Origin of the sequence: Agathobaculum sp. (assembly GCF_034098985.1) — a bacterium.
Classification (GTDB): domain Bacteria; phylum Bacillota; class Clostridia; order Oscillospirales; family Butyricicoccaceae; genus Agathobaculum.
In genome coordinates this window covers 24,814-50,845 of the sequence record NZ_JAXEOA010000012.1, presented here as the reverse complement: position 1 = coordinate 50,845, position 26,032 = coordinate 24,814, and the positions used below count along the sequence as shown (strand labels likewise).

The 26,032-nt window shown below is 52.0% G+C and carries 22 protein-coding genes, 1 tRNA gene and 1 riboswitch; of the genes, 6 read left to right on the top strand and 17 right to left on the bottom strand.

Annotated features, from left to right (window positions below; genetic code table 11):
• The first annotated feature begins 41 nt into the window (after positions 1–41).
• A complete protein-coding gene (locus SO058_RS03105) occupies positions 42–1,010 on the top strand; it encodes a sugar ABC transporter substrate-binding protein (protein ID WP_320841536.1) in 969 nt (322 codons plus the stop codon).
• A gap of 54 nt (positions 1,011–1,064) precedes the next feature.
• Here the strand turns inward: SO058_RS03105 and SO058_RS03100 are convergent, their stop codons facing one another.
• The 17 genes from SO058_RS03100 to SO058_RS03020 form a co-directional block, all read right to left on the bottom strand.
• Complete coding sequence (locus SO058_RS03100) at positions 1,065–3,323, bottom strand: S-layer homology domain-containing protein (RefSeq protein WP_320841535.1); 2,259 nt, start codon at positions 3,321–3,323, stop codon at positions 1,065–1,067.
• A gap of 15 nt (positions 3,324–3,338) precedes the next feature.
• Positions 3,339–4,583, bottom strand: coding sequence for an ABC transporter permease (locus SO058_RS03095; protein WP_320841534.1), 1,245 nt, complete (start codon positions 4,581–4,583; stop codon positions 3,339–3,341).
• A complete protein-coding gene (locus tag SO058_RS03090) occupies positions 4,580–5,326 on the bottom strand; it encodes an ABC transporter ATP-binding protein (RefSeq protein WP_320841533.1) in 747 nt (248 codons plus the stop codon). Before SO058_RS03090 ends, SO058_RS03095 begins: the two co-directional genes overlap by 4 nt.
• Positions 5,327–5,336: 10 nt before the next feature.
• Entirely contained in the window at positions 5,337–7,235 is a 1,899-nt protein-coding gene (locus SO058_RS03085) for an efflux RND transporter periplasmic adaptor subunit (RefSeq protein ID WP_320841532.1), read from the bottom strand.
• A gap of 188 nt (positions 7,236–7,423) precedes the next feature.
• Positions 7,424–7,936, bottom strand: coding sequence for a hypothetical protein (locus SO058_RS03080; RefSeq protein ID WP_320841531.1), 513 nt, complete (start codon positions 7,934–7,936; stop codon positions 7,424–7,426).
• A gap of 140 nt (positions 7,937–8,076) precedes the next feature.
• Positions 8,077–9,555, bottom strand: a complete 1,479-nt coding sequence (spoIVA, locus tag SO058_RS03075; RefSeq protein WP_320841530.1) for a stage IV sporulation protein A — start codon at positions 9,553–9,555, stop codon at positions 8,077–8,079.
• A 15-nt stretch (positions 9,556–9,570) separates the two neighbouring features.
• On the bottom strand, positions 9,571–11,046 hold the full coding sequence (locus SO058_RS03070; protein ID WP_320841529.1) for a DUF3794 and LysM peptidoglycan-binding domain-containing protein: 1,476 nt from the start codon (positions 11,044–11,046) through the stop codon (positions 9,571–9,573).
• 183 nt (positions 11,047–11,229) lie between these two features.
• Positions 11,230–11,382, bottom strand: a complete 153-nt coding sequence (locus tag SO058_RS03065) for a hypothetical protein (protein ID WP_320841528.1) — start codon at positions 11,380–11,382, stop codon at positions 11,230–11,232.
• A gap of 89 nt (positions 11,383–11,471) precedes the next feature.
• Positions 11,472–11,984: a deoxyuridine 5'-triphosphate nucleotidohydrolase gene (locus SO058_RS03060; protein WP_320841527.1), complete on the bottom strand. Its 513-nt coding sequence runs from the start codon at positions 11,982–11,984 to the stop codon at positions 11,472–11,474.
• An 18-nt stretch (positions 11,985–12,002) separates the two neighbouring features.
• Positions 12,003–12,500, bottom strand: coding sequence for an anaerobic ribonucleoside-triphosphate reductase activating protein (nrdG, locus tag SO058_RS03055; RefSeq protein ID WP_320841526.1), 498 nt, complete (start codon positions 12,498–12,500; stop codon positions 12,003–12,005).
• A 1-nt stretch (position 12,501) separates the two neighbouring features.
• Positions 12,502–14,622 (bottom strand): anaerobic ribonucleoside-triphosphate reductase, encoded by a 2,121-nt coding sequence (gene nrdD / locus SO058_RS03050; RefSeq protein ID WP_320841525.1) that lies wholly within the window; start codon positions 14,620–14,622, stop codon positions 12,502–12,504.
• Positions 14,623–14,808: 186 nt separating this feature from the next.
• Positions 14,809–14,884, bottom strand: a tRNA-Val gene (locus SO058_RS03045).
• Positions 14,885–14,922: 38 nt separating this feature from the next.
• Positions 14,923–15,486 (bottom strand): elongation factor P, encoded by a 564-nt coding sequence (gene efp, locus SO058_RS03040; RefSeq protein ID WP_320841524.1) that lies wholly within the window; start codon positions 15,484–15,486, stop codon positions 14,923–14,925.
• A gap of 197 nt (positions 15,487–15,683) precedes the next feature.
• Positions 15,684–15,842 carry a hypothetical protein gene (locus SO058_RS03035; RefSeq protein WP_320841523.1) on the bottom strand — a complete coding sequence of 53 codons (159 nt, stop codon included), beginning with the start codon at positions 15,840–15,842 and terminating at the stop codon, positions 15,684–15,686.
• A gap of 70 nt (positions 15,843–15,912) precedes the next feature.
• Positions 15,913–17,190, bottom strand: a complete 1,278-nt coding sequence (mtaB, locus tag SO058_RS03030; protein WP_320841522.1) for a tRNA (N(6)-L-threonylcarbamoyladenosine(37)-C(2))-methylthiotransferase MtaB — start codon at positions 17,188–17,190, stop codon at positions 15,913–15,915.
• An 81-nt stretch (positions 17,191–17,271) separates the two neighbouring features.
• Positions 17,272–18,300: a tRNA preQ1(34) S-adenosylmethionine ribosyltransferase-isomerase QueA gene (gene queA / locus SO058_RS03025; protein ID WP_320841521.1), complete on the bottom strand. Its 1,029-nt coding sequence runs from the start codon at positions 18,298–18,300 to the stop codon at positions 17,272–17,274.
• 48 nt (positions 18,301–18,348) lie between these two features.
• The gene (locus tag SO058_RS03020) at positions 18,349–20,028 is read right to left on the bottom strand and encodes a SpoIID/LytB domain-containing protein (RefSeq protein WP_320841520.1); all 1,680 of its coding nucleotides are present in this window, start codon (positions 20,026–20,028) and stop codon (positions 18,349–18,351) included.
• A gap of 79 nt (positions 20,029–20,107) precedes the next feature.
• A riboswitch (Lysine riboswitch) is annotated at positions 20,108–20,290 on the top strand.
• 132 nt (positions 20,291–20,422) lie between these two features.
• Here SO058_RS03020 and asd point away from each other — a divergent pair.
• The 5 genes from asd (at position 20,423) to SO058_RS02995 (ending at position 26,029) form a co-directional block, all read left to right on the top strand.
• Positions 20,423–21,505, top strand: a complete 1,083-nt coding sequence (asd, locus tag SO058_RS03015) for an aspartate-semialdehyde dehydrogenase (protein WP_320841519.1) — start codon at positions 20,423–20,425, stop codon at positions 21,503–21,505.
• A 16-nt stretch (positions 21,506–21,521) separates the two neighbouring features.
• On the top strand, positions 21,522–22,412 hold the full coding sequence (gene dapA / locus SO058_RS03010; RefSeq protein ID WP_320841518.1) for a 4-hydroxy-tetrahydrodipicolinate synthase: 891 nt from the start codon (positions 21,522–21,524) through the stop codon (positions 22,410–22,412).
• Positions 22,413–22,443: 31 nt separating this feature from the next.
• Positions 22,444–23,214 (top strand): 4-hydroxy-tetrahydrodipicolinate reductase, encoded by a 771-nt coding sequence (gene dapB / locus SO058_RS03005; RefSeq protein ID WP_320841517.1) that lies wholly within the window; start codon positions 22,444–22,446, stop codon positions 23,212–23,214.
• Positions 23,215–24,031: 817 nt separating this feature from the next.
• Entirely contained in the window at positions 24,032–25,156 is a 1,125-nt protein-coding gene (locus tag SO058_RS03000) for an iron-containing alcohol dehydrogenase (protein WP_320841516.1), read from the top strand.
• A 30-nt stretch (positions 25,157–25,186) separates the two neighbouring features.
• Complete coding sequence (locus SO058_RS02995; RefSeq protein ID WP_320841515.1) at positions 25,187–26,029, top strand: transketolase; 843 nt, start codon at positions 25,187–25,189, stop codon at positions 26,027–26,029.
• The last annotated feature ends 3 nt before the right edge of the window (positions 26,030–26,032 follow it).

Genomic DNA, 26,032 nt, shown 5'->3' with positions numbered 1-26,032 from the left:
TTGATATATAGTTTTTCAGAACTGAGAGGAGAGAAAAAACAATGAAGAAAAGAGTTTTAGCAATGCTGTTGACGGGTGCAATGTGCCTGTCGCTGGCGGCTTGCGGCAACGACAACAATGCGGCTACCCCAAACGAAGACAGTGGCAACAACGATTCCGGAAGTAAAGAGTATAAGATCGCGCTTTTAATGAGTCACCAGACCAACGCGTTTACCACGGCTGTTTCGCAGGGCGCAAAGGACAAGGGCGCGGAGCTGGGCGTTACAGTCGAGGTGTTCGACGGTGGTCAGGATCAGGCCAAGCAGGCTTCGCAGATGGAGCAGTGCATCACCCAGGGATACGACGGTATACTGGTCGAACCAATCTCTGTTGACGGCATCGCGCCTTCCGTTAAGGCCGCGAACGAGGCGGGCATCCCTGTCATCACTCAGACCCAGAAAATGACCCAGCAGGATCTGGCGAAATCTTACTGCGGCGGCAACGACGCTGCTGCGGGCGAACTGCAGATGCAGAAAGCAGTAGAGGCGCTCGGCGGCAAGGGCAACATTGTCGTACTGTACGGACCTATGGGCTCCGATGGCCAGCTAATCCGCAAGGAAGGCTATGACAAGATCCTGGCTGACAATCCGGACGTTAAGATCGTATTCGAAGATACGGCCAACTGGAAAACCGATGAAGCGCTGGCGAAGATGGAAACTTGGCTGCAGACCGGCACCGAGATTAACGCGGTTGTGGCACAGAACGATTCCATGGCATTGGGTGCTCAAAAAGCCATTGAAGATGCTGGCAAGCAGGACAGCATTCTCGTATTCGGCGTAGACGCTGTGCCCGAAGGCATCGCTTCGATCGCTGAAGGCAAAATGGATGGCACAGTCTCTCAGGACGCTTCCGGGCAGGGCGCGCTGGGTGTTGAAACCATGGTCAAACTGCTGAACGGCGAGTCTATCGAGCCGCTCAACTACACCGAGTGCATCTGGGTAACCAAGGACAATGTAGCAGATTATCAGTAATGCTCTCTCTAAAAGAGCCTCCGACAAAAGTCGGAGGCTCTTTTTTATGTGTATTTACGAAGCGATAATCACACGAATCTTACCGCCGTTCTCTGCGGTTTTATTGGCGTAGACACGGAACTTGGTATAATTGTTCTTTGCCGTTTGCAGGGAAATCATTTTCTGCTGCGCGGAAACATAAACGCCAATATCGTCGGCCAAGTTATAGTAGCCGTTTTTAGTACGGACACCGGATACACCGTCAAAGGCGGAAAGTTCAACGGTATCCACCAAAGACAGTGGGAGAATATCGAAAGAACTGCTAGGAGTTACCTTGCTGTAGCCCTTGGGAATGCCCACAGGGTTCCCTCCTAAGCCGTTTGGAAGCGAAATCACAGGGAAGGTTTCTTTTGTTGAATCACTACCGTTCCAATATGTGACCGTTACTTCACTTCTCTTGTCTTTATCCGGGTCACCTTTGCTGCCATAGCCGATGCCATAAATCCAGCTATTCCCCGTCACATCACCCAGCACAATATTAGTAATTGTGCCGGCATTGTCCGATACGGTGTAGCGGATCTGGCTAGAAGTAACCGTCGCTTCTTTAATATCGCCTAACGCGATCTGGTTCAAGGGCGCACCGCTCAACACTTCTTCATATACGCGCACTTTCGGGGAAACCTTATTCGTTCCCAAGGTGTTATCCTTGATAGTCCAGTTGCCCGAAGCCTTGCCGCTTAAAGAACGCTTGGTCAAATAGCAATTTCCATTTGAGGACTGCCCTACCGTGACCAGCCGCCCCAGCAAATCATCAATCGATTCTCCTTTGCATTTGGGCTGAAGCGTCAAACCGTTGGTCAGCGCAACCGTGGCCACCGAATCTTTAATATTGATTACAATGCCCTGCATATCGGCGCTGACTGTTGATTTCGGATACGCCGCCACAACATTGCCGGCCGCGTCAAACAATAGCGTGATATGATCTTTTATCTTCAAGTTTTCAAAGGTTTTTGCAGCGGAATCAGAAATCGTGTACGGCGTATCATACATTTTTACAGTCTGCGGATAGCTTACCGTCGGTGAACCTTCCGCATAAACTCCACTTATACGAGTATCCGAAACCACAGCCTGCTTATTGGCGGCATCCAACGTCACAACATCGTATTTCTGGATTTTGGAGCGCTCAACAACCACACCGTTCTTCACAACCGTATAATTGCTCGGAATATTAGCGGAGGTGGCTAAGCCATAAACAAACGACGTGCTGTTTCCAGTTCCCGCTGCCTTGGGCAGCACAGCCATCAGCTTCAGTGTACCATATTCGTCGTAGTACATCGTCAGTGTATCGCCCGGCAGAATACTGGACCAGAGCTCCCCAAACGTGCTCATCTTCTTTTCATTCGCTAAGTATAGATCAGCCGATCGGTCGGGCTTGATGGTCTGCGCATCCGTATGAATCGCTTCAGCACTGACGCTGGTAACAGACAGAGTTTCCACCTTGTTGTTATTTGGCACGATACCCAGCGCCACCTTGTTGTCGTCCTTACCGATCACAAGCGTGCCGTACGCGCCAAGCATGCTCTTATCCAATGTCCCCAATGTTTTGCGCGGCTTTGCGTGATCGACTACGCCGGCCTCATAAAACACCGCTTCGTTCGGCGCAAGGTTTGGATCGGTCGCACTGGTTGCAAGCAAAATACAGTCCTCAACCGTTCCCGAGGCTACCTTGCTGAGAAGCAGTGTTTCACTGTCTTTCGTCTTTGCCCCCAGCGTGTTCAGCAGCATAATCGCTGCATCCGAACGCTTGACGGTGCTTTGCGCGTCGGTCGTGGAAACGCCGGTCGTCAAGCCGAGCGACTTGGCGCGCGCGATATAATCCGCCGGCCAAAACGGCCCGACGTCTTCTTCTTTATAGCCCAACATACGCAGTAGCATCGTGCAGGCTTCCCCAAAGTTGACTGTCTTGTCGGGGCCAAACGTACCATCCGCATAGCCGCGGATGATATTGTATTTTTTTAGTTCACTGTCTCGCACCGCAGCGTTGATATACGGAGCCGCCCAATGCGACTGCCGCACATCCGGGAAAATCGTATAGCTACCGTATGGGCTGACGTCTGAACAGCCCATCGCCGTGACCGCAAGCTTGCAAAACTGCGCGCGCGTCAACGAACTGGACGGGTCAAAGCGATCGCCGCCTACACCCTGCATGATGCCGAGCGCATCTAGAACGTTGGCCGTCTGCGCGAGCTTTGCGTCGGAAATATCCGAAAAAGCCGAGGCAGATGAAAGCGCCAGCAGCAGCGCCAGCCCCACACTGATAATTTTTTTCTTCATCTATCCAGTTCCTCCTTACTGCGTGCGCAGCGCGTCGACCGGCTGCAGGTTTGACGCCTTGTTCGCCGGGTATAGTCCAAAGATGATGCCGAGCAACGCGGAAAACAGGAACGCGCCGAGCATCAGCCCGAGCGACGGCAAAACCGTAAACTGCTCCACTTGCGGCATCCAACCGCCTTGTAACTGCTGCGCCAGCAATAGATTGCCGAGAATCGCCGAGGCGAAACAACCAACGATAATTCCGATAATGCCGCCGCAGCACGAAACGACCGCGGCTTCGATCAAAAACTGGCCGATAATATCGCGTTTCCGCGCGCCGATCGCCATGCGGATGCCGATCTCGCGCGTGCGTTCGGTGACGGACACCAGCATAATATTCATAATGCCAATACCACCTACCAGCAGCGAAATGCTGGCAATGCCGCCACCCAAAAGGGCGAGCAGGTTGTTGGAGGCTTCGGACTGCTCCTGCCACTGGCTGTTGGAGTATGCGTCGAAATATCCATAGCCGCTGGTGGAGTCAAAGCGGGTTGCCATAAACGCTTTCAGCTTATCGATAGCGGGCTGAATGGCTTCCTTGTCCACGGCCTGCGCATAATATTGCTTGCTGCCGCCGGACGAACTCATCATGCGCTGTTCCAGCGTATAGGGCAGTAAGATCATCTGATCCTGCGAGTTGAGCTTTCCACCGTATTTCCCTTTGTACACGCCGACGACCTTGAAGCTGGTGCCACCAATGCGGATTGTCTGATCCAGCGGGCTCATGGCGCCGAAAAAAGCCTTGCGCACCGTTTCGCCGATCACACAGACTTTGGCTGCGTTGCGGCAGTCGGCCTCGGACAAGTCACGTCCCGTCGAAATCACGTTGTTCGTGCATATGCCGTAATTCTGGTTGCCAAAATAAATTTGTGTGTTATCGGTTTTCAGGCTTTTAGTGCGGTATTTAATGCCCTTGTTCTGCCAATCCCAATAGTAGCTTTGCGGCGACCATGCTTTAATCTGGTCCTTAAGCTCAGTATCCATATATTCTTCAAGCGCTTTCCAGTCCGCGCTTTTAGGCCCGTATCCGGAAATCTGGATCTGGTTCGTTCCCATCGCCTCAAATTGGAGGCGCTGCAGCTTACTAGTGCCCTGGATCGAGGCGACGATCGCAATGACCGAGGCCACGCCGATGATGATGCCGAGCATCGTCAGGATCGAGCGCACTTTGTTGTTGCCGATGGATTTGACCGCCATACGGATGGTCTGTATCCAGTTCATGTGTGCATGCCCCCTCTCCCTTGACGGTCGGATATGATATGGCCGTCCTGAATGGTGACGATGCGGCTGGCCGATTCTGCAAGATGGTTATCATGCGTGATCAGGATGACCGAAGTCCCCAGCCGGTTCAGTTCAACCAGATAGTCCATGATTTCCCGGCCGGAAGCAGAATCCAAATTACCGGTCGGCTCGTCCGCCATAATGATCGGCGGCTTGGCCGCGACTGCGCGGGCAATTGCAACACGCTGCTGCTGGCCGCCAGACATTTCGCCCGGACGGTGGTCCATGCGTTTGCCAAGGCCAACCCGTTCCAACGCTTCCACTGCAAGCTCATGCCGTTCTGCGCGTCCCATTCCGCGGTAGATCAGCGGCAATTCTACATTTTCTTCCGCCGTTAGAGCCGGAATCAGGTTGAATCCCTGAAAGATAAAGCCAATTTCCCGGTTACGGATTCCCGATAGCACCGAGGGCTTCATATCACTCACCGCTTGGCCATTCAAATGGTAGGTGCCATAAGTCGGGATATCCAGACAGCCGAGAATATTCATCAGTGTTGATTTGCCTGAACCCGATTGCCCCAAGATACAAAGAAACTCGCCCCACGGCACTTGCAACGAAATATCATCGAGTGCACGGACCTCATTTTCTTTTCCCTCGTTATATATCTTGCTCAGGTGCTGCACGTCGATCAGCAGGCCGGTGCGCTCATCCTCCTGCAGCTCAGGCGCTTGGTTTTCAGTCATGCGAGCCTCCTTAGCCAACTGCAACGGTCATTCCGCCCATGTCGCCCATATCTGCATACAGATCCTCAGGGCCGGCAAGATAGACTTCGGTGCCCTCGTCGATACCCCACAGAATTTCGGTGTTCGCGGCATCAGCAATACCTACCTCGACCGGAACAAGCACAAAATCATCCGGCACGCCCTCAGTACCCTCAGGCAAAGGCATGGCGTTTTCAAACTCTTGGCCCTCAACTTGCTTGGCAAATACCGCGGTTCCCTCCTCCGTGTTGACGACCGCCGAAGAAGGCACCATGATGCAATCCATCGACTGCGCGGTGGTAATCTTGTAATTGACCGAATAGTCCGGACGCAGCGTCTGCCCTTCGACTGGATCGATCGTGATAACAGCTGGGAAAGTCGGCATGCTGCCCTGCCCGCCGCTCGAATCCTTGGAAGCCTCCATTGAGACCGAATCAACCGTACCGGTCAACGTGATTTCGCCTTCCGCCGTATACATGGTCATCATAGCCATCTGTCCCGGCTGTACGGCCGATACATCGGTTGCCGGGATATTGGCGTTGACAATGATATCCTCAAGATTAGCAACGACACATAGGGCATTGGTCCCGCCAACCTCTTCCTCAACATTGACTGGCAGGCTGACGACCACGCCGTCCATCGGAGACTTGATCGTTGCGCTTTCAATCAGCTTTTTCAGCTCCGCGATACGCTCCTGCTTAGTCTTGACCAGCTTCTGCGCCGTCGTTACAGCATTTCGTGCAGAAACGACATCGCTCTGCGCATTTTTCAGCTCGTCCTGCAGGGAATCGCTTTTCAGGCGCATGATGGTTGCGCCGCTGTTATATTTATAATAATCGAGGCCGCCGACAGAGGTGATCTCACCAGACACCTGCGCGGTGATCGCCTCTTCACGGTTATATTCCAGCGAACCCGCGTCCGCAGGTGCGACATCACCCGCATTGGTGCTGATCATGGCGGTCGCCGTCATACCTTTGGTGAGCGTTCCGGGATTGGACATCGAAATCACCACGCGGAACATTTTCACGCCCTCATCCGAAATCTTCTGCGCTTGTTCCACCGAAGAAACCTTGCCAGTCACCGAACTCATAGCGGACGGAATAGAAACCGTCGCTGCCTGCCCAGGCTTAATATCGTTGATATAAGCATAGCTGAAATAGAGCGAAAGTTTCATCGAGCTGTCGTCCACCATATTGCCGATAACCGTACCCTCGCCGATCTGCTCGCCGACTTTATAGGTCTTGGCCTTGCTTTCCGGGTCGTCGTCCGCCGGGACGATCTTGCCGGTAAACGGCGCGGTCACCGCAAGCTTACCCAGCTTTTTTTGCACAGAGGATACCTGATTTTGCATTTTGGTCACATTGGACTGCGCCTCGGAAACGCTGCGCTGCGCGTCCGACAACTCTTCCTGCGCAGTATCTAGCTCTTTGCGGGTCTCGGTCGGATCCACAACAAGCAACTTATCGTTTTTCTTAACCTCGTCGCCTACGGCGACCAGCACCTGACTGACTTTGCCTTTGAGGTCTTTGCCCAATTCCACGCGCTTTTTTGCTGCGGTCGTGCCATCGCCCTCGATATAGGTTTCGAGCATGCCGCGGGATGCAACGGCAGTCGTCTGCTGTGCATCATCCGTACCCGAGTCCTTGGTGCGCATCACCAAAAAGATGCCAAGCGCCACCAAGGCCGCCACGACAGCAACGGCAATCCCGATCCGAACCCCCTTGCTCAGCCGCTTTTTATTCTTATTCATTTTATCGGCATATTTGTTGCGTTTCGGCGCATCGGGAACGTCCGGTGTCTGGGCAGCCTGCGCGACGTTTGTGCCTGGCTGGGCTACATGCGCACCGCCTTTGGCTTCTTCCGGGGTATTCTGCTTGTTCTCTTCGCTCATGCTCGATTTCCTTCCTTTTATGTGCTCTCGGAGTGTACTAACTTGGTTCATACACTCATCATCATACTCTGCCAGCATATTTCTGTCAAGCTTTGATTGACATATCCCTATTTTTTTGACGGATTACGGCGAAAACAGTTCCTGCAAAACCGAAATAGAGCGCGAACAGCTTGTCCGCGCTTAGACTCCTATTCCCGCATCAAGCTGCTGAAAAAACGTTCCACTTTTTGCGGCAATTCTTCCATCGGTCCGTCGTTTTCAAAGATGTAATCATAGGCATACTGGCTAACGCCATCGTCCGAACGGTTTCCAAGCGGTCCGCGCGCCTGCTCCATAGCGGGACGGCGCACGAGCAAAGCGGCACATGCAGGACCAACCGCCTTGCAAAAACGCGAAATTTCTTCAGGTTCGCGGATATGAACGAACAGCAGTTCATCCCCGCTACTCAAAAACTGCTGATATCGTTCCCAGCAGTATTGAAACGGCAGGTCGTTATACTCTGTGCATACCTCTTTCAGACGAGACAATAGTCGCCGGGCTGCTGGGGATTTCTGCCCGTCCCATCCAGCCGCACGAGCGACTGACAGGATCGGCGTGATGGAGGATACATTGCATACCCGCCAGTGCCGGGCAGCCAAACTGCAGACCGTGTCCTTACCGACTCCTCCGCTGCCGTTGATGACAAACACGCGTTTCGTCACAGATTCACCCCACATATACCTGAATACCCGTTTATTTTAGCACAATATATGGGGTTTGGCAAGCAATATCCCGTTTACTTCCAAGTTGTAACCATAAAAAAGCCCGGCGCCGCAAATTTTGCAGCGCCAGACTTAAAATCCTATAAGATAATGCAGATCAGGCCGCCCGCGCTCTCGTTGATGATTTTTTCCAACGTTTCACGGATCTTGCTCCGCGCATCCTCGGGCATACGGCTGAGCTTATGTGACAATTCCTCGCGCACCAGATCGTTAAGCGACTTGCCAAAAATATTGGTGTCCCAGATTTTTTCCGGCTGCTCTTCAAATTCGCTGAGCAAATAGTGCACCAGTTCTTCCGATTGCTTCTCTGTGCCGACGATCGGATTGACCTCCGCCTTGATATTGGCGCGCATCATGTGCACCGAAGTCGCGGACGCGCGCAGACGTACGCCGTAACGTCCTCCCTGCCGCACGATCTCGGGCGGCTCCAGAGACAGGTCTTCTATCGAAGGCATCACGATACCGTAGCCAGTCTGATAGACCTGATCTAGCGCGCCGCGAATTCGTTCATACTGCTGCTTTGTCTTAGCGAAATCGTCCAGCACACGGATCAGGTCAGCGGCATCTCGCACTTGAACGCCGGTCTGCTCGCCGACAATCCCGTAAAATACGCTTTCCGGGATCTCGACACGCAGACGTGCTTCGCCGCTGCCCAATGCCAAGCTGTCGATATCGGCGCGGCCGATATAATCGTTTTCTGCGAGTGCCGCGCACATTGCTCTAACATCACGCATACGCTGGCCCGGCTGCGCCGCAGCACGAATCGTCTTATAAATGCTGTTTTGAACCGGATGGCTGGACGGCAGCGAGCCAACATAGCGCGGCAGCACAAAGCCGACCTCACGAACCGGGAATTCGTATAGAACGCGCTGCAGCACCTCCGCGATCCCGCCCTGGTCGAGTTCCAGACAGTTAACTGCTACCGGGTCGATCCCGTGCTGTTCATGCAGCGCGGCACAGACCTTCTGCGCCGCCTCTCCCTGCGGTTCAGCAGAGTTCACCAGCACAACAAACGGCTTGCCGATGCCTGTCAATTCTTCGATGACCCGCCGTTCCACAGGCTCGTAGCTCTCGCGCGGCAGCTCGCTGAATGTACCGTCCGTTGTGACGACCAAGCCGATCGTCGAATGCTCCCCGATGACCTTATGTGTGCCCAGCTCCGCAGCTTCGGCCAGCGTCATCGGGGCTTCGCGCCACGGCGTCGACACCATACGTGGCGCATCGTCCTCCATGCTTCCCAGTGCGCCATCCACCAGATAACCGACGCAGTCGACCAGGCGTACACGGCACGAGCCGCCATCCGGCAGCGCGATCTCGGCCGCGTCTTCCGGCACGAATTTAGGCTCGGCTGTCATAATGGTACGTCCGGTGCCCGACTGCGGAAGCTCGTCGCGTGCGCGTTCCCGCTTATACATGTTTTCCATGTCGGGCAGCACCATGGTTTCCATAAAGCGTTTGATAAAGGTTGATTTGCCCGTGCGCACAGGACCGACTACGCCGATATAAATATCGCCGCCCGTCCGCGCGCTGATCTGTTCATAGATCGCATTGTTTTCCATCTAGTCCCCCGCCTTTCAGCCCTGAATCGGAATAAGCAGCATGGTTTCGGCCACTGCCGCCGCATCTGCCGGCAAATCATTTGCACTGCGGATCGCATCCATAGTCGTGCCGCACGATTTCGCAATGTCCCACAACGGCTGCTCGCTGTCGATGTAGCGCATAACAAGCGTCACTCCGCCCAAGTCCTGCTGCGCCTCACCCACTTCGATGTCGGTGATGCTGCGGAACGCGCAGTGTTCTTCCGCCGCCAGCATACCGGATACGCCGACTGCGAGTAAAATACCCTGTTCCCCAGTTGAGGTGCCGCGGGCAGTCAACTCAATTTGTGACAACTCGCCCTGCATGGCGCAGGGAACGCTGAGCGGCAGCGTGCGCTGCAGCGAGCAAAGCCGTTGGTCCTCATCCAAATACAGTACCTGTGCTGCGGCTGTCAACTGTAGCGTATCACCGTCTATCCTTTTGGCGCCGCAGCATCGGGCGTTTGCCGATATGATATGCGAAACGCGATGTGCGGTCTGCAATGTTTCAGACGCTTCCCCGACAAATGGAGACGCAGGCGGCATATTATGCAGCATGACCTTTTCCTGCTGCAAATGCAGCTCTTTGCCGGGCAAATACAGATCATTGATCTCGCTTAATGTCTGTACCTGCCGCATGGTAATCAGCGCTGAGGCATTCACGGTATAGGACAGCAGACCATCTGGTTCCAGGCGGCAATCCACTTCACGTGCGGCAAGCCGCGCGCTGACCGGGTCACCCTCGCCGACTTCCGGCATTTCCAGAATCTGTGTAAACGGCGTGCTGTTCGACAGCGTCCGAACGCTGTCGTCCGGCTGCATAGCCAGACAATTTACCGCTGCTTCGCCTTTGAGCACGACTTTGCCGTGCATTGCTCGGCATTCGGTGACGCGCAGCGTGCAGGCGGCGTGCAGCAGCGTTAAATCAGCCGCGTCCGGCAGTGTCGCGTCCTCCAAAATAGTGATCGGACAGACCTGCGCCTGTTCAACCAGAGTGACTGTCCGCGGCGTGCGCAGCAGCTCCACGCTTTCTAATTCCACACTTTCCGTAACCGCGCATTCTGTTTTTTGAAAACCCTCTGCCTCAAAGCAAAGCTGCGCGCTGACTGTCAGCTTGCGGGAATTGACCGGTACGGCCTCCACACTCGCGACATGGCAGGCTACCAAACATGCCGCTTCATTATCCAGCCCCTCGCACTCCTCGATATGGGCAAAACTGATCGGAATGGACAACTGACGTAACCCATCGCCGTTTTCAGGCTGGTAAACGACTGTTGTGCGCACCATGCCCGATACCAGTAAACGGTCGTTTTGCGGCGTCTGGTCCTTGATGGCCGCCGTACCGTATGCGCAGGCGATGCGCCCAATGTCGGGGAAGGTGTCGGGGACGATTGCGTCGGTCGATTCGGTGCAGGTCGCGGTGCGCTGCAGGCGCCTGTCGTAATAGCCGATGCTTGTTTGATTCAGTTCCATTGTGCTGCTCCTCCTTTTCACTGCTGCTCCTGTTACACGATATGTCCACCTTTTGCAGAATATGAAAAAAGCAGAGGCAAACTTGCCTCTGCTTTTTTCTTAGGTAATATGGAACAGCCTGCACAGGATGCCGCGCAGATACTTTGGGCTTTTCCAAATGACAACTTTCATTCTGCCACCTCCCTACCAACGTACGCTTGCTAAAAACACGCCGGCTGCGATCAGCGCGAACGAGAGCAGCCATTTAAACCATATGGACGGCAGGATACTGCCGACCAGTACGCCGACGCCCAGGCAGATAAGTGCTAGGCCGAACGCCTGACCCCGGCAAAACATTGCGCATCACGCTCCTATCACAGTATAGACAGCGTCACAGCTTTTGGTGATAAAAAAGCGGAGCTTCTTTTCAAAGCTCCGCTTTTTGTTTACTTGTTAGTCGTGCTGCCAAAGCCGCCGTGCCGCTGTCCGTCCGCGTCGTCGTCCTCGGTGATGCCGAACGGCAGGAAGATGCCTTGCGCAAACCCTTCGCCCGCTTCCACATGCACGGTTTTGTTTTCGTTGCTCGCGTTAGTCAGCTTGATAAAGATATGCCCTTCGTTATCCGCATGGAAATAATCGCTGTCAATAATGCCAACCGTGTTGTTCATCTGTAAGCGGTATTTAAATCCGAGCCCCGAACGCGGATAAAGCTGCAATACCCAGCCCTCCGCAATTTCAGCGCGGATGCCGGTCGGGATACGGATCGTCTCGTTGGGCTTTAATGAAAAAGCTTCGGGAGCATAAAAATCGTATCCGGCTGAGCCGATCGTTGCGCGGCGCGGTAATCGGATGGACTCATAAACCATTTGCGCTTCACTGGTTTCGCGCCCTGTTGCGCCACACCAGTCTGCAATAAACTGATGTTCGCTGATCTTATCAAATTTAGCGATCTTCTGCATGGATTTTCTTTCTCCTTTTTATTGTACGCCATCAAGCAGCACGATTTGCCCTAACTCTCTGGTCCGTCGCACATCAATCACGCGCTGGTTTTCGCTGCCGCGCCAATGGAGCTGTGGGTCGGCGATCGCCTGGACGAAGCGCCCATCCACCAGTACGTCAAGCCACTCGACAACAGGCAGACCGCACACCTCGTTCCATGTGTAGCCGGTATACAGCCAAATTGTTTTATCGGGATAGCTGTTTTTTATTTCCCGGCATAGTGCGGTGATTTCGTCCCGGTTGGCTGGATAAAGCGGGTCACCGCCCGAAAAGGTCACACCGGATAAATAATCCTTGTTCAGTTCGGCAAACAACTCGTCCTTTGCGGCTTGATCAAATGGGATACCGCCCTGCTCGTCCCAAGTGATCGGATTATGGCATCCCGGGCAGGCGTGACTGCAGCCCGACACCCAAAGCACGGCGCGTAGCCCCTCGCCATTGAGCATATCGTTTTTGGTTATGTTATGGTACCGCATGTCACATACTCTTTCTTTCTGCAATTTCAGCCATTTTTGCGTCGTTGAGGCGCGTGTCGCCCTTGACCCGGGAATACGACAGGTAGCCGTTCATCCGTTCGATTTTTGTCAGGTTGTGGCTGCCACACTTGGGGCAGACCTCCATGGAAAGCTCCTCGTGCCCACAGTCGTCGCAATACGCGAGCGACAGGTTGACGCCCTCATAGAAGCCCTTCGCCATCGCGCGGCGCACCAACACGCGGATCGCATCCAGATTATAGTCAATCGGGTATTTGACATATTGGATCTTACCGCCGTTGCAAAGATCCCAGAACCGCCCCTCCAAATCCTGTTTTTCAATTGGAGAGATGTCCTCGGTCACGTGGCAGTGGAAGCTGTTCGATACATATGGGCGATCGGAAACGCCCTCGATAATCCCGTATTTCTTGCGGAACTGCTCGACTTGTAAACCGCACAAACTCTCGGCAGGCGTTCCGTAGATCGCATATAAGTTGCCATCCTCCTGCTTGAACTGATGCACCTTTTGATTGATATATTCGAGTGTTTCTAGAGCGAATGCACCGTCCTCCGCAATCGACTTGCCGTTATACAGCTCCTGCAACTCGTTGAGCGCCGTGATACCGAAAGAAGCGGTCGCGGTTTTGAGGATCGGCTTAATCTTATCCGTCGGCTTCAAATGACCGCCATAGAAGCCGCCTTCGCAATAGGCCAGCGGGTTGGTCGAGGCGCGCATCTCGCCAAGATAAGCATAGGTACGGATATGCAGCTTGCGGATCAATTCCAAATAATAATCAAGTACCTCGTAAAACGGGCAGCTTTCCTGCTGGGCTTTAGCATAGATCATCGGCAGATGAAGCGACACCGCGCCAATGTTCCAGCGGCCAACAAAGACAGGCTTGTCCGCGTCATCGGCCGGTGCCATGCCGCCGCGCTCATACCACGGTGACAGGAAGGCGCGACATCCCATAGGGCTAATGATCTCCTTATATTTTTTGTACATGGACGGCACATAGCCCTCCCCTGTCAGGCTGAGCCAGTCCGGATACATTGCCTTGGAGGAACACAGGATGCCCGCCTCAAACACATCCTCGAGGGGCCTTCCGGGTCCATGCAGGTTTTCATCATACAGAAAGACGATCTTCGGGAAGAGTACCGGCTTTTTCTGCCCCTTCTTCCCCTGCCCTTTACGCCGCACGTTCAGCATCGTGATTGACGCCAGCTTGGCAAAGCGGCCTGTGCCCGTACCCATTGTCATGGTGATGAATGGATAATCGCCGCGGCTGGAAGCGACGGTGTTGAACTTGTATTCCCAGCCCTGGAAGCCCTGCTCAAAGTCGTTCAGGATGTCGGCCATAACCTCGTTTTCGACCGTATCCGCATCCAAGCCAAGACGCTGATATTTTTCCGTCAGCATCCGGTAGCTGCGCTCGGCGTACGGTTCCAGCAACGTGTCGACAGACGGCACAGTAAATCCGCCGTACTGCTGGCTGGCCGCCGACAACACAATATCGCCGATCACATCAAATGCCACATTCAGCGTTTTAGGTTCGTTATACCAGAGGTTACCCATCTCAAAGCCGTCTTTCAGAACATTTCCGACATTGAACAGGCAGCAATTCATGGTGTCACGGCGGGCAGACATGTCGTGGACGTAAATATATCCGTCCCGGCAGGCCTGAAGCTCTTCAGTATTCATAAAAAACTTTTGGTAAAGCTCCTTGTTGAGCTGGTTGAAGATCAGGCTGCGCTTAGTCGATACCAGCGCCGAATCAGTGTTCGAGTTTTCCTTATCACCAATATACATGATGGATTGGCTCTTCTGGTAGACGCTGTCCAGCATGCCGACAAAATCCTGCTTGTAATTTCGATAATCCCGATAGCTCTTGGCAACCTCGGGGCGCACGGTTTCCAGCGCAGACTCCACGATATTATGCATCTGCCAAATCTGCACTTCCTGCATCTGATGTTCGGCGATGTAGCCTTCCACATGTTCGCAGATAGACTGTAATTCATCCTGCGTGAACGTATACAGCACACGATTTGCCGATTTGTTCACCGCAACGATCACCTTTTGAATGTTAAAGGCTTCTTTTGTATGATCTTTCTTAATCACGCGAACCATAACAGCATCCTCAATTCTTTCATTTTGTGGTAGGCTTTTATTATAGCACACTATATGTTGTGTGAAAAGGGAGCCGAGACAAAAAAATATCCACAAAAAGAAGCGTCTGAATTTGACAGATTTTGAAGTGATCAGTACTGGATGGTTTTCAAAAAGAAAAACCGCCTTGCAAAAGGCGGTTTTATTTGGTGGACATTGACGGGTTCGAACCGCCGACCTTCCGCACGTCAAGCGGATGCTCTTCCAGCTGAGCTAAATGTCCATATGAGGGACGGCAAATTGCCGTCCGTATTCACTTGATTAACCCTTGCAGCGCTCTAAATACTCACCTGTGCGGGTATCAATCTTGATACGCTCGCCCTGCTCGATGAATAGCGGGACCTGAACAGTAGCACCTGTCTCGACAACAGCGGGTTTCAGCGTGTTGGTGGCGGTATTACCCTTGAAGCCAGGATCGGTCTCAGTGATCTCCAGTTCAACAAAAAGCGGAGCTTCTACGGCAAAAACACTACCCTTGTAAGAGCATACCTTGACATTTTCGTTTTCCTTAACAAAACGAAAATCATTGCCAAGAGTATCCTTGCTAATCGGAATCTGCTCATAGCTTTCGTTGTCCATGAAATAATACAGATCTCCTTCATTGTAGAGATACTGCATATCGCGACGCTCAACATAAGCAGGCTCATATTTATCAGTTGGGTTGAAAGAACGTTCCGTGACTGCCCCGGTGATGACATTCTTCATCTTAACGCGAACAAAAGCTGCACCCTTGCCTGGCTTGACGTGCTGGAACTCAACGACCTGCTGCACCTGACCGTCCATCTCAAAGGTTACGCCGTTGCGAAACTCACCTGCGGAAATCATATCAAAATTCCTCCAAAGAAAAAGCCTCATTCAGCTGTTCGAGCGAACAGCGCTTATTTATAATACTCCATATCTTTCTTTTTTGCAAGAGGAAAATTGAATTTCTTTGAAAAAAGTTTTTGGCGGTAAAAACATGGCGGCGCGGCAAACGCCGCGCCGCATTTTAGGACGGAAAACCGTCCGCTATGTGGGGTAAATCAGCAGCAGCCGCAGCCACAGCCGCAACCGTTGTTATCGCAGCCACAGCCATTATTTGCGCCGCCGACACCATTATTACCGCAGCAGACCCAAATCAGGATAATTACGATAATGATCCACCACCAGCTGTTTTCGCCCCATACATTGTTAGAACACATAAGTCATTTCCTCCTATGAGTGATTTCACTTCATACTATGGAGGCTGCACGGTATTGGTTACAACGGGCGCTATATTTTTTCTGCAAGGAGTCCGTCCCGATGTAGGCCAGCTACGCGGATCACGACCGGGTGGTTCTTTTGGATCGCCTGCCCTTTCACATAAATGGGAAATCCATAATCTCCATGCGCCGCCCAGAGGCCCCCTGCAGTACGGTGTTCAGGAAGTGCGTTGAGCGTACGGCCGACAAATGATTGCCGGTAGGAGACGCTAAGCTTATTCGCTATTTCTTTTGCTTGCGCCGCACGTTCTGCCTTTAATGTATGTGCAATCTGCCCGTCCATAGAAGCAGCCCGCGTTCCCTCCCGCTTAGAATAAGGAAATACATGCACGGAAGCAAAGAAACAACGCTTCAAAAAAGTCAGCGTCTCCTGAAACTCCTGCTCGCTCTCCTGCGGGAAACCTACAATCAAATCGGTTGTTATTGAGCATTCTGGAAACGCTTTTCGCAGACGGCTTACATTATTAAAAAACTCCTCTGTGGAATAGCGCCGTCCCATCCTCTCAAGAACGCTGTCGCAGCCACTCTGTAGTGAAAGATGAAAGTGCTTTGCCAGATTTCCATAGGGCTCCAGCATTTCACAGAAGGTTTCATCCGCTGTACGCGGGTCCAGTGATCCGAGGCGGAACCGCACATCAGGATACCGTCTGAGTAAGTCCTGCATCAGAGTAGAGAGCGTCACGTTAGACATCAGATCTCTCCCATAAGATGAAAGCTCAATGCCGGTCAGCACGATCTCCCGCACGCCGCTTTCTGTCAAACGTGCCACTTCCCTATTTACCACAGCGGCAGGCATTGAGCGCACATGTCCGCGCGCATATGGAATAATGCAGTACGCACAATAGTTGTCACAGCCGTCTTCGATCTTCAGCAAAGCTCTCGTCCGGCCGCGCGGCACTCCGGCCGGCAGGTATTCAAATCCATTCTGACACTTTGAAACGGATGCGGTTTTACCTTCCACAGCCTGTTCGCATAGATTCAGAACCTGCCCCCTGTTTTGCGTACCGCAAACCAGATCGATTTCGCCCGTCGCACGCACCTTTTCTGGTTCAGTCTGCGCGAAGCATCCGCATGCGGCGATAACGGCGTCCGGATGATCGCGCCGAAGCTTGTGGAACGCGCGGATATTTTTATGGTCGGACGCCGAAGTGACCGTGCAGGTATTAACGATAACGGCATCGGCCCCCTGCTCCACTATCTCATGCCCCCGTTCGGCGGCTAGCTGCGTCAGCGCCTGAGTTTCAAACAGGTTGACCTTACAGCCGAGCGTATAAAATGCGAATTTCATGAAACGACTCCTAAAGAAACAATTTGTCGTATTTTGTTTGCTATTACAGCTTTGCGGATCCTCTTCAGCATTAAATTTCACTCATATCAAGAGCATTGCATCCCCAAATGAGAAAAAACGATATTCCTCATTGACAGCCTGTTGATACGCATGCAAAATGGTTTCACGATCGGAAAACGCAGAAATTAGCATCATGAGTGTGCTTTCTGGTAAATGAAAATTTGTAATTAAATGGTCAATCGATTTGAAATGGTAGCCCGGATAAATGAAAATATCCGTCCAGCCAGATTGTTCCCTGACGTGTCCAGCTTCGTCAGCAATTGTTTCCATAGTACGGCAAGCCGTCGTACCGACCGCCCATATCTTGCCTCCGCCATCACGGACTTGGTTGATTGTCTGTGCGGTTTCCGCATCCATCACATAAAACTCGGAATGCATGATATGGTCGGTTATTTCGTCCTCTTTGACCGGGCGAAACGTCCCCAATCCCACATGCAGCGTGACAAACGCCAACTGCACGCCTTTCTGCCGAATTTTATCCAAGAGTTCCTGCGTAAAATGCAGACCTGCCGTCGGCGCGGCCGCCGAGCCGGGCGTTTTGGAATACACTGTCTGATAGCGTTCTGGATCCTCTAGCTTCTCTTTAATATAGGGCGGCAGCGGCATTGTACCCAAGTTATCGAGGATCTCCAGAAAAATCCCATCATAATGAAACCGAATCAGCCGGTTCCCATCAGCCGGGTCAACAGACTCGACCGTTGCGGTAAGCAGGCCGTCTCCAAATGTAAGTTCAACACCTTCCCGCGTTTTTTTTCCCGGACGGGTCAGACACTCCCACAGGCCGTTCCCCCGATCGTGCAGCAGCAGGACTTCAATGGGCGTAGTCCGTCCAACCGCATGACCCATCAGTCGAGCCGGGATTACGCGCGAGTTGTTGAACACCATGCAGTCCCCCGGTTGGACATATTCCAGCACGTCATGGAAATGGCGGTGTGTGACTGAGCCGTCTTTTCGGTCAAGCACCAGCAAGCGCGAAGCGTCGCGCTGCTCTAAAGGATGCTGTGCGATCAGGCGTTCGGGCAAGTCGAAATAAAAATCACTTTTCTTCATAAAAACGCATGGGCGCCCGCGCGGAGCGCCCATGCTATTCCTCCCTCTTTACTTTTGAATCTGGATACCGGTATAATAGAATTTTAAAATCTCATCATACCCAAAGCCTTTTTTTGCCATGCCGAGCGCGCCGTATTGACTCATACCGACGCTGTGACCCCAGCCCGTCCCGCTGAAGGTATAGCTGGCGGCATTGGACACCGGCGGCGTTGTCTCCGCCTTGCTACTGATTTTGACCGTTTGGCTGGCGGATTCCCAGTCGACGCCAAAGCCCAACGCCGTGCCAACATCGCGCACCATATAATAGTTATTGCCATTTACGCGATAGCCGACCAGCGAAATCTTTTTGCCGTCCAGCAGGATCTCCGAATCGGATGGCGTACAGTTTTCAATCTTGGCGGACGCAGCAGCAGTCATTTCACCGCCGACTTCTTCATAAGCCGTGCTGCCTGTCAACCGGATCTGATTGTTTTTCCCATCCCACGCGACATTAAACTGTGCGTCCGTTCCATTCAATATGTACGCGATATCGCGGAGCTTAAAATAGTTATTGTCATTGATATTATAGCCCTGCGGTGCGACCGCCTTGCCGTCCACGGTCACTTTATGAGGAGACACGCTGATTTTCTTGGCTTCGCCGCCCGCCTTGGGTACGACGGCTTTCTCATCAGCTGCCTTACCGGTGGTGCTGGGCGTAATTTTATAGCGGATACTGTTCAGCCCAAACACTGTGCGCACTGCATCTTTTGTTATCGCGACCTTTTTGCCTGCGGTATCGGTGACCGTCACTTCATTGACATTGTCTGTTTTCGTACGCTTGGTCACTTCAACACTTGCGACCTCACCGATGGAATACCCTGCCGCCGTCAATTTATTTCGAACCTCAGCCGCCGTCAACGTTACCGACCATACCCCGTTATAGGCGTTCTCCACATCCTCATAGGGGTCTTCTTTTCCCTTGAGATATCCGTAGTCACCGCCCCAGACATTGGCAGCGTCCTCCGTCGCGCCGCCATCCGAAGAGAAGAAATATCCGATCGCGAGTTTTCCGTCATACATTAAGTATTCGCCCTTGGTCTCGTCCACTGCCTTGTCCGAGTTATCTGTAGCATTATTCGCACCTTTATAGACCTGGCAGTTCGTCGTGTTGCAAAGGTCGTATCCCTCGTTTGCATGCTTGTTTGTGCCAAGCGCGAACGACCGCGCGCAAACCGCCTGCGCCTTAAGTGCCTCGATCGGCCAGCTTGCGTTGACCTCATACGGCAGCACGCCTTTCACATAGTCCTCCAGTCCAACATAATTTGTAACTGTCAGATTGCTGCCGGACGCCTTGTACACAAAATCGCCATACCATTTATAACCTTTGAACCAAGTCAGTTTGCTGTTCGGACGGATCGCCAAATGATCTGCACCGGCTTTGGTCGTATATAAGACCGAGCCAGAGCTGGTATCACTCACCTGAAACGCATTCCCAACAAGTTTAATAGTAAGCTGAGTGTTTGATACCGATTTGTCGGCCTGGAACGTTGTGCCGTCCATCGCACCAAATGTATAGCCGCCATCATATCCGCTAACGTTTTCCAGTTTCGGGTCAGCAAATGTACTTGCCGAATCGATCGTCAGCCGCACACGCAGCGTCTTGTTCACATCCACCGCCGACGCGGGAACGATACTCAGGCCGCCGACCAGCATCGCGGCTGTCAGCAGCAGAGAGAAAAAGCGTTTCATGTTTTGTTCCTCCGTTGATTTTTCATGCGCTCTATTGACAAATATCCAGCATTATTTTACAATATAAAAACAAGTGAATTGCAAAGATAGAGGCGCGGTTTTCATTAGTATCGGCCGGGAGGGTCCGTAAACCCCTGTGAAAGGCCGAAAAAGGGACTTCCGCCGAAGTGCAGTCTCGTTACGGCAGGCCTGTGCTGGACACCCGGGAAAATATCTCCGTGTCTGTCATCAGCAGCATTGCCGGTGGAGAGCTATCCTTTTTTAGAAGATTTCGGTTTGTCCGCCTCTTCTATTATAGTATAGATCATACCGGTTTTTCAACCGGTATTTTTCTTTGCCGTCAAATTGTTCTTATTTTTACGGTCAACAAATCTTTTGGGAGGAATAGAAACAAATGAAGCACTACAAAGTCGGTATCGTCGGTGCAACCGGCATGGTGGGACAGCGTTTTGCGCTGCTGCTGGAAAACCACCCTTGGTTTGAGGTCGTCGCACTCGCTGCCTCCGGCCGCAACCGTGGCAAAACCTACGCCGAGGCTTGTGAGGGGCGCTGGAAAATGAAAACGCCGCTCCCCGGAAAATATAAAGATATGGTCATGTACGACGCGACGGCCGATGCGGAGGAAATCGCCTTCAGGGTCGATTTCATCTTCTGCGCAGTCGATATGAAGAAAGACGAGATCCGTGCGCTCGAGGAGCGTTATGCCAAGCTCGAATGCCCGGTATGCTCGAACAATTCGGCACACAGAATGACGCCCGACGTACCCATGATCATTCCTGAAATCAATGCTGAGCATGCAAAGATCATTCCGGCGCAGCGCAAGCGCCTCGGCACGAAACGCGGTTTTATCGCGGTTAAGTCCAATTGTTCGATCCAAAGCTATGTCCCCGCGCTTTCCGCTTTGATGGATTTTGAGCCGACCGAAGTCGCGGTTTGTACTTATCAGGCAATTTCCGGCGCAGGCAAGACCTTTGACACTTGGCCCGAAATGGTTGACAACGTCATCCCCTTTATCGGCGGTGAGGAAGAGAAGAGCGAGCAGGAGCCAATGAAAGTCTGGGGCCATGTCGAGGGCGACCATATTGAGCATGCCTCCTCCCCCGTTATAACAGCCCAGTGCCTGCGCGTTGCCGCGTCAGACGGACATATGGCTGCCGCGTTCGTCAAGTTTAAAAAGAAGCCAACTAAAGAAACCATGATTGATCGCTGGACGAAGTTTTCCGGTCGTGCGCAGGAACTCGATCTTCCGTCCGCACCAAAGCATTTTCTGACCTATTTTGAAGATGATAACCGTCCGCAGACTCGTCTGGACCGCGATTTAGAAGGCGGCATGGGCGTATCGATCGGTCGTCTGCGCGAAGATAGTATTTATGATTACAAATTTGTAAGCCTTTCTCACAATACCCTGCGCGGCGCAGCCGGCGGCGCTGTCCTGATGGCGGAGCTACTGTGCGCCGAGGGCTATATGGACCGTTAAGGAGGTCATTACACTGATGAAAAAGCCTATTTTTACAGGTGCCGGTGTGGCCATCATTACGCCATTCACCTCGGACGACAAAGTTAACTATGAGGAGTTTGGCAAGATCATTGACCATCAAATTGAAAACGGCACAGATGCCATCATTGTCTGCGGTACAACTGGTGAAGCCTCTGCGCTTCGCGACAAGGAACACCGCGAGGTCGTTTCCTGGTGCTGCGAATACGTAAACCACCGTGTTCCGGTTGTCGCAGGCGTAGGCTCCAACCACACTGACTATGCCATCGAACTGACAAAATTTGCTGCCGAATGCGGCGCGGATGGCGGGTTGTCTGTTACGCCATACTATAACAAGACCTCCCAGCGCGGTCTTATCAAGCATTTTACTGATATTGCCGAATGCTCTGACCTGCCGATCATTCTGTACAATGTACCCAGCCGGACAGGCGTCTGCTTTACGGCGGACACATACGAGCAGCTTTCTAAGCACCCGAATATTAACGGCGTGAAAGAAGCAAGCGGAAACTTTTCCTTGATTGCTGAAACCATGAGCCGCTGCGGCGAGGAGTTGAATGTCTGGTCCGGCAATGACGACCAGATTGTTCCGCTGATGGCTATGGGCGGTAAGGGCGTAATTTCGGTGCTGTCCAACGTCGCACCGCGAGAAACACATGCCCTTACAGCGCTTTGTTTGGAAAGCCGCTATCCGGAGGCTGCTAAAATGCAGCTTGGCCTGCACAAGCTGATCGATGCTCTTTTCTGCGAAGTCAACCCCATCCCCGTCAAAAAGGCCATGGAGCTTTTGGGTTGGTCAGTAGGCGACCTGCGCATGCCGCTCGTACAGCCGAGCGCAGAGCATGTTGCCTACATTCAGCAGGAGTTGGTTGCATCAGGCTGCAAAATTTAACCCTCCGAATTATTAAAGGAGTTTTGAAAAGATGTTGAAAATTGCGCTTTCTGGTTGCAACGGCCGCATGGGTCATGTTATCACCGATATTGTATCGAAGCATAAAAATATGCAGATCGTAGCTGGATTCGACGTAAATACTGCTAAAAACAGCGATTTCCCGGTCTTTTCCGATCCTTTTGAGTTTATCGGCGCATGTGACGTCATCATTGATTTTTCCAATGCGACTTCAACCGAGCACTTGCTCGCCTACTGCTGCCAGCATAAAATCCCAATCGTGATCTGCACAACCGGACATTCGTCTGAACAATTGCAAAATATTCGTGCGGCTTCGCAGGATATAGCGGTATTTCGATCCGGCAATATGTCGCTTGGCATCAATCTTATGGTGGAATTGCTGAAGAAAAGCGCTTCTATTTTGGGCGATAAATTTGATATTGAAATTATTGAACAACATCATAATCAAAAGCTCGACGCCCCCTCCGGCACTGCACTAATGCTTGCCGAAGCCGTTTCAGAGGCGCTTCCCTACCAGCCAGACTACGTTTATGACCGCCACGAGCGCCGTGAAAAACGGCCGGCTCACGAAATCGGTATCCATACAGTACGCGGGGGGACAATTGTTGGCGAGCACAGCGTACTGTTCTGCGGGCGGGATGAAATTATTGAAATTAAGCACACCGCGCTGTCTCGAGAGGTTTTTGCTGTTGGTGCTGTCGATGCGGCTGCTTATATGGCTGGTTGTAACCAGCCAGGCATGTATGATATGAGCGATGTCATTGCGTCAAAATCTGACATTTAGCATTGTTATATTGCACAATTTTCAATGTTATATATTATGCAATTCATACAGTTTTCTTCTTGCATTTCCTAGCAGCACACTGTATAATAAGAGCATAAATCAAACGTGAAAAGGAGTGTATGATCATGAATAGCTTTATGTCTCTTCTGTGCAAAATGAGCGAAGGCAGCATGGAGCGCAACGGGTACGTTCGCAACTTGGTTCGCCAGTATGATAAATACCCTACGAACCGGAACAATTCGCAGAGATAAGCCTCTATGCATTAGCAGAAAGGGCCGGATACACATGTATCCGGCCCTTTCTGCTAATTAAGAGAGAGAATTAAGAGGTAGGTTGCGTGAATCGGAACGAGGCGCGTCCAGCACTTACAATTCCGAGGCATTTGGAATTGTCGTTCCGTGTCACACTATAGGCGCTCTTCGGACAATTGTCAAGACAATTATCCTGAATTTAAGTTTTTTTGTAACAACTGTATATTTTAAATTTTTACTTTCGTGAAATACGCATAAAACCGTTCCCGCGCTTACTACTAAGTGATACTTCTCATTTTATCAAAAACGCTTTAATTTGTGCATGATGCTCAGTTTCTGAATCTCTTCCTTGTCCAATATTCCAAATTTCATTTTCAGATTCAATCAAGGGATTGACAACTTTGACAAGTGTGTTATAGTTTCAGTGTAGGAACATAATACGAGCGACTGTCGCTGCAACTGCAGAATGGCAGCTTTTATTTTAGCCGCTCGCGGTACCGTTCCCGCAACCGTTTTTATGTAATTTTGCGTGTTATCGCAATTTAATTTAGGAGGGAAGCACAAACATGAAAGAATTCAAAATGTATGCCGACATTGTCTACGAAGACTCTTTCAAGGCATTCATGGAAAGCGAAAACCTTGGTGCAAGTGATTTCATTTTAACCAATGAATTTCTCTACAACCAATATGTTAAGCTATTGAACCCGACCTGCGGCTCGCTTTTCATCGAAGCTTACGGCAAAGGTGAGCCGACTACCGAGATGGTTGACGAAATCAAGGCTCAAATTCCTACCGGCGTGAAGCGCTTAATCGCTATTGGCGGTGGTTCGGTCATCGATATTGCAAAAATGTGCTCGTTGCACGTTTCCTCGAACAAAACCGAGGATCTGTTCGACCTAAGCCCCGAGGCGGAAAAGCCCACGCGCATTTATGATGTCTACGCTGTGCCAACTACTTGCGGTACCGGCTCTGAAGTTACCAACGCTTGTGCGGTTGAATTATCCAGCCTACATACCAAACGCGGCCTGAATAGCCCGCTGATGTTTCCCGCGAAGTCGGTTTTGATTCCCGAGCTCATTTCCGGCCTTCCCTATAAATTCTTTGCTACTTCTTCGATTGATGCGCTGATCCATGCGACAGAGTCCTATCTCTCCCCCAAGGCCAGCCCAGTTTCCGAGTTGTTTTCCAAAGAAGCAATTCGTCTGATTCTGGAGGGGTATCAGTACATTGTCAAAAACGGTCTGGATAAGTGGACTGACCTTGCGCAGGAATTTATCAACGCTTCCAACTTTGCCGGTCTTGCGTTCTGCTCTGCCGGCTGTGCCGCAGTACACGCTCTTAGTTATCCGCTTGGCGGTGGATATCATATCCCGCATGGCGAGGCAAACCAGCTTGTTTTTGCTGCGACATTCCGTAAATATAAGGAGAAACAGCCGGTTGGAAAAATCAACGATTTGGAAAAGCTTTGGGGCGATCTGCTTGGCGTATCGGCCGATCAAGCGCTTGAGGCTGCGTTTAAGCTGTTTGACGAGGTGCAGCCCCGCAAGCCGTTAAAGGAATTTGGCATTTCTGACAGCGAATTTCAAGGCTTTGCAGAGGGTGTTATGGCTGGCCAGACCCGTTTGCTGAACAACAATTATGTGCCGCTTACCGTCGAGGACATGGTTGAAATCTACAAGTCGGTTTATTAATTACGTTAAAGAAAGCGAAGTGAAACCAAAATGAATAAAAGTGTCAAGGAACTGAACCTCTTCGCCGCAAAGATCCGTAAGGCAGCGCTGCGTTCGATGAATTCGTTCCACGGCGGGCATGTTGGCGGCTCAATGTCGATGTCCGACCTGATGGCTGCGCTGTATGGCGAAATCATGAAGATTGACCCGAAGAACCCACAGTGGGAGGAGCGCGATTGGCTGGTCGTATCCAAGGGCCACTGCGGCCCCGCTGTTTACGGCACACTTGCCCTGATGGGCTATTTTCCTGAGGATGAGCTTGAAACGCTCAACAAGGAAGGCACCCGCCTCCCCTCTCACTGTGACCGCAACCGCACACCCGGCATCGATATGACGACCGGTTCGCTCGGTCAGGGCGTTTCGTGCGCGGTTGGCGCCGCTTGGGCGATGCAGTATAAGAAAATGCCCAATTATGTTTACACCATCCTAGGTGACGGCGAATGCGATGAGGGCCAGGTCTGGGAAGCCGCGCTGTTTGCCGCGACCAAAAAACTCGGACATCTAATCGGCTTTGTCGATTATAATAAGAAGCAGCTCGACGGCTTCACCAAGGATATCTGCGACCTGGGCGACATGCGCCAGAAGTTTGAGGACTTCGGCTGGCATGCGCAGGAGGTCGACGGCCATGATATCGAAGCTATCGTCAACGCTGTGGCAGTGGCCAAAAAGGTTACTGATAAGCCCTCGATGATCGTGCTAAACACGATTAAGGGCAAGGATTGCTGCTTTGCCGACATGTACTACAACCACTTCATCCGCTTCAGCCAGGAGGATTACGACGCCGCTGTCAAGGAGTTGGATGCCAAGATCGCAAAGCTGGAAAGTGAGGGTTAATCG

Excerpts from the sequence above, each read along its gene's own strand:
- SO058_RS03105 (WP_320841536.1), top strand. The coding sequence starts at position 42 with ATGAAGAAAAGAGTTTTAGCAATGCTGTTGACGGGTGCAATGTGCCTG.
- SO058_RS03100 (WP_320841535.1), bottom strand. The coding sequence starts at position 3,323 with ATGAAGAAAAAAATTATCAGTGTGGGGCTGGCGCTGCTGCTGGCGCTT.
- SO058_RS03095 (WP_320841534.1), bottom strand. The coding sequence starts at position 4,583 with ATGAACTGGATACAGACCATCCGTATGGCGGTCAAATCCATCGGCAAC.
- SO058_RS03090 (WP_320841533.1), bottom strand. The coding sequence starts at position 5,326 with ATGACTGAAAACCAAGCGCCTGAGCTGCAGGAGGATGAGCGCACCGGC.
- SO058_RS03085 (WP_320841532.1), bottom strand. The coding sequence starts at position 7,235 with ATGAGCGAAGAGAACAAGCAGAATACCCCGGAAGAAGCCAAAGGCGGT.
- spoIVA (WP_320841530.1), bottom strand. The coding sequence starts at position 9,555 with ATGGAAAACAATGCGATCTATGAACAGATCAGCGCGCGGACGGGCGGC.
- SO058_RS03070 (WP_320841529.1), bottom strand. The coding sequence starts at position 11,046 with ATGGAACTGAATCAAACAAGCATCGGCTATTACGACAGGCGCCTGCAG.
- SO058_RS03065 (WP_320841528.1), bottom strand. The coding sequence starts at position 11,382 with ATGTTTTGCCGGGGTCAGGCGTTCGGCCTAGCACTTATCTGCCTGGGC.
- SO058_RS03060 (WP_320841527.1), bottom strand. The coding sequence starts at position 11,984 with ATGCAGAAGATCGCTAAATTTGATAAGATCAGCGAACATCAGTTTATT.
- nrdG (WP_320841526.1), bottom strand. The coding sequence starts at position 12,500 with ATGCGGTACCATAACATAACCAAAAACGATATGCTCAATGGCGAGGGG.
- nrdD (WP_320841525.1), bottom strand. The coding sequence starts at position 14,622 with ATGGTTCGCGTGATTAAGAAAGATCATACAAAAGAAGCCTTTAACATT.
- efp (WP_320841524.1), bottom strand. The coding sequence starts at position 15,486 with ATGATTTCCGCAGGTGAGTTTCGCAACGGCGTAACCTTTGAGATGGAC.
- SO058_RS03035 (WP_320841523.1), bottom strand. The coding sequence starts at position 15,842 with ATGTGTTCTAACAATGTATGGGGCGAAAACAGCTGGTGGTGGATCATT.
- mtaB (WP_320841522.1), bottom strand. The coding sequence starts at position 17,190 with ATGAAATTCGCATTTTATACGCTCGGCTGTAAGGTCAACCTGTTTGAA.
- queA (WP_320841521.1), bottom strand. The coding sequence starts at position 18,300 with ATGAAGAAAAGTGATTTTTATTTCGACTTGCCCGAACGCCTGATCGCA.
- SO058_RS03020 (WP_320841520.1), bottom strand. The coding sequence starts at position 20,028 with ATGAAACGCTTTTTCTCTCTGCTGCTGACAGCCGCGATGCTGGTCGGC.
- asd (WP_320841519.1), top strand. The coding sequence starts at position 20,423 with ATGAAGCACTACAAAGTCGGTATCGTCGGTGCAACCGGCATGGTGGGA.
- dapA (WP_320841518.1), top strand. The coding sequence starts at position 21,522 with ATGAAAAAGCCTATTTTTACAGGTGCCGGTGTGGCCATCATTACGCCA.
- dapB (WP_320841517.1), top strand. The coding sequence starts at position 22,444 with ATGTTGAAAATTGCGCTTTCTGGTTGCAACGGCCGCATGGGTCATGTT.
- SO058_RS03000 (WP_320841516.1), top strand. The coding sequence starts at position 24,032 with ATGAAAGAATTCAAAATGTATGCCGACATTGTCTACGAAGACTCTTTC.
- SO058_RS02995 (WP_320841515.1), top strand. The coding sequence starts at position 25,187 with ATGAATAAAAGTGTCAAGGAACTGAACCTCTTCGCCGCAAAGATCCGT.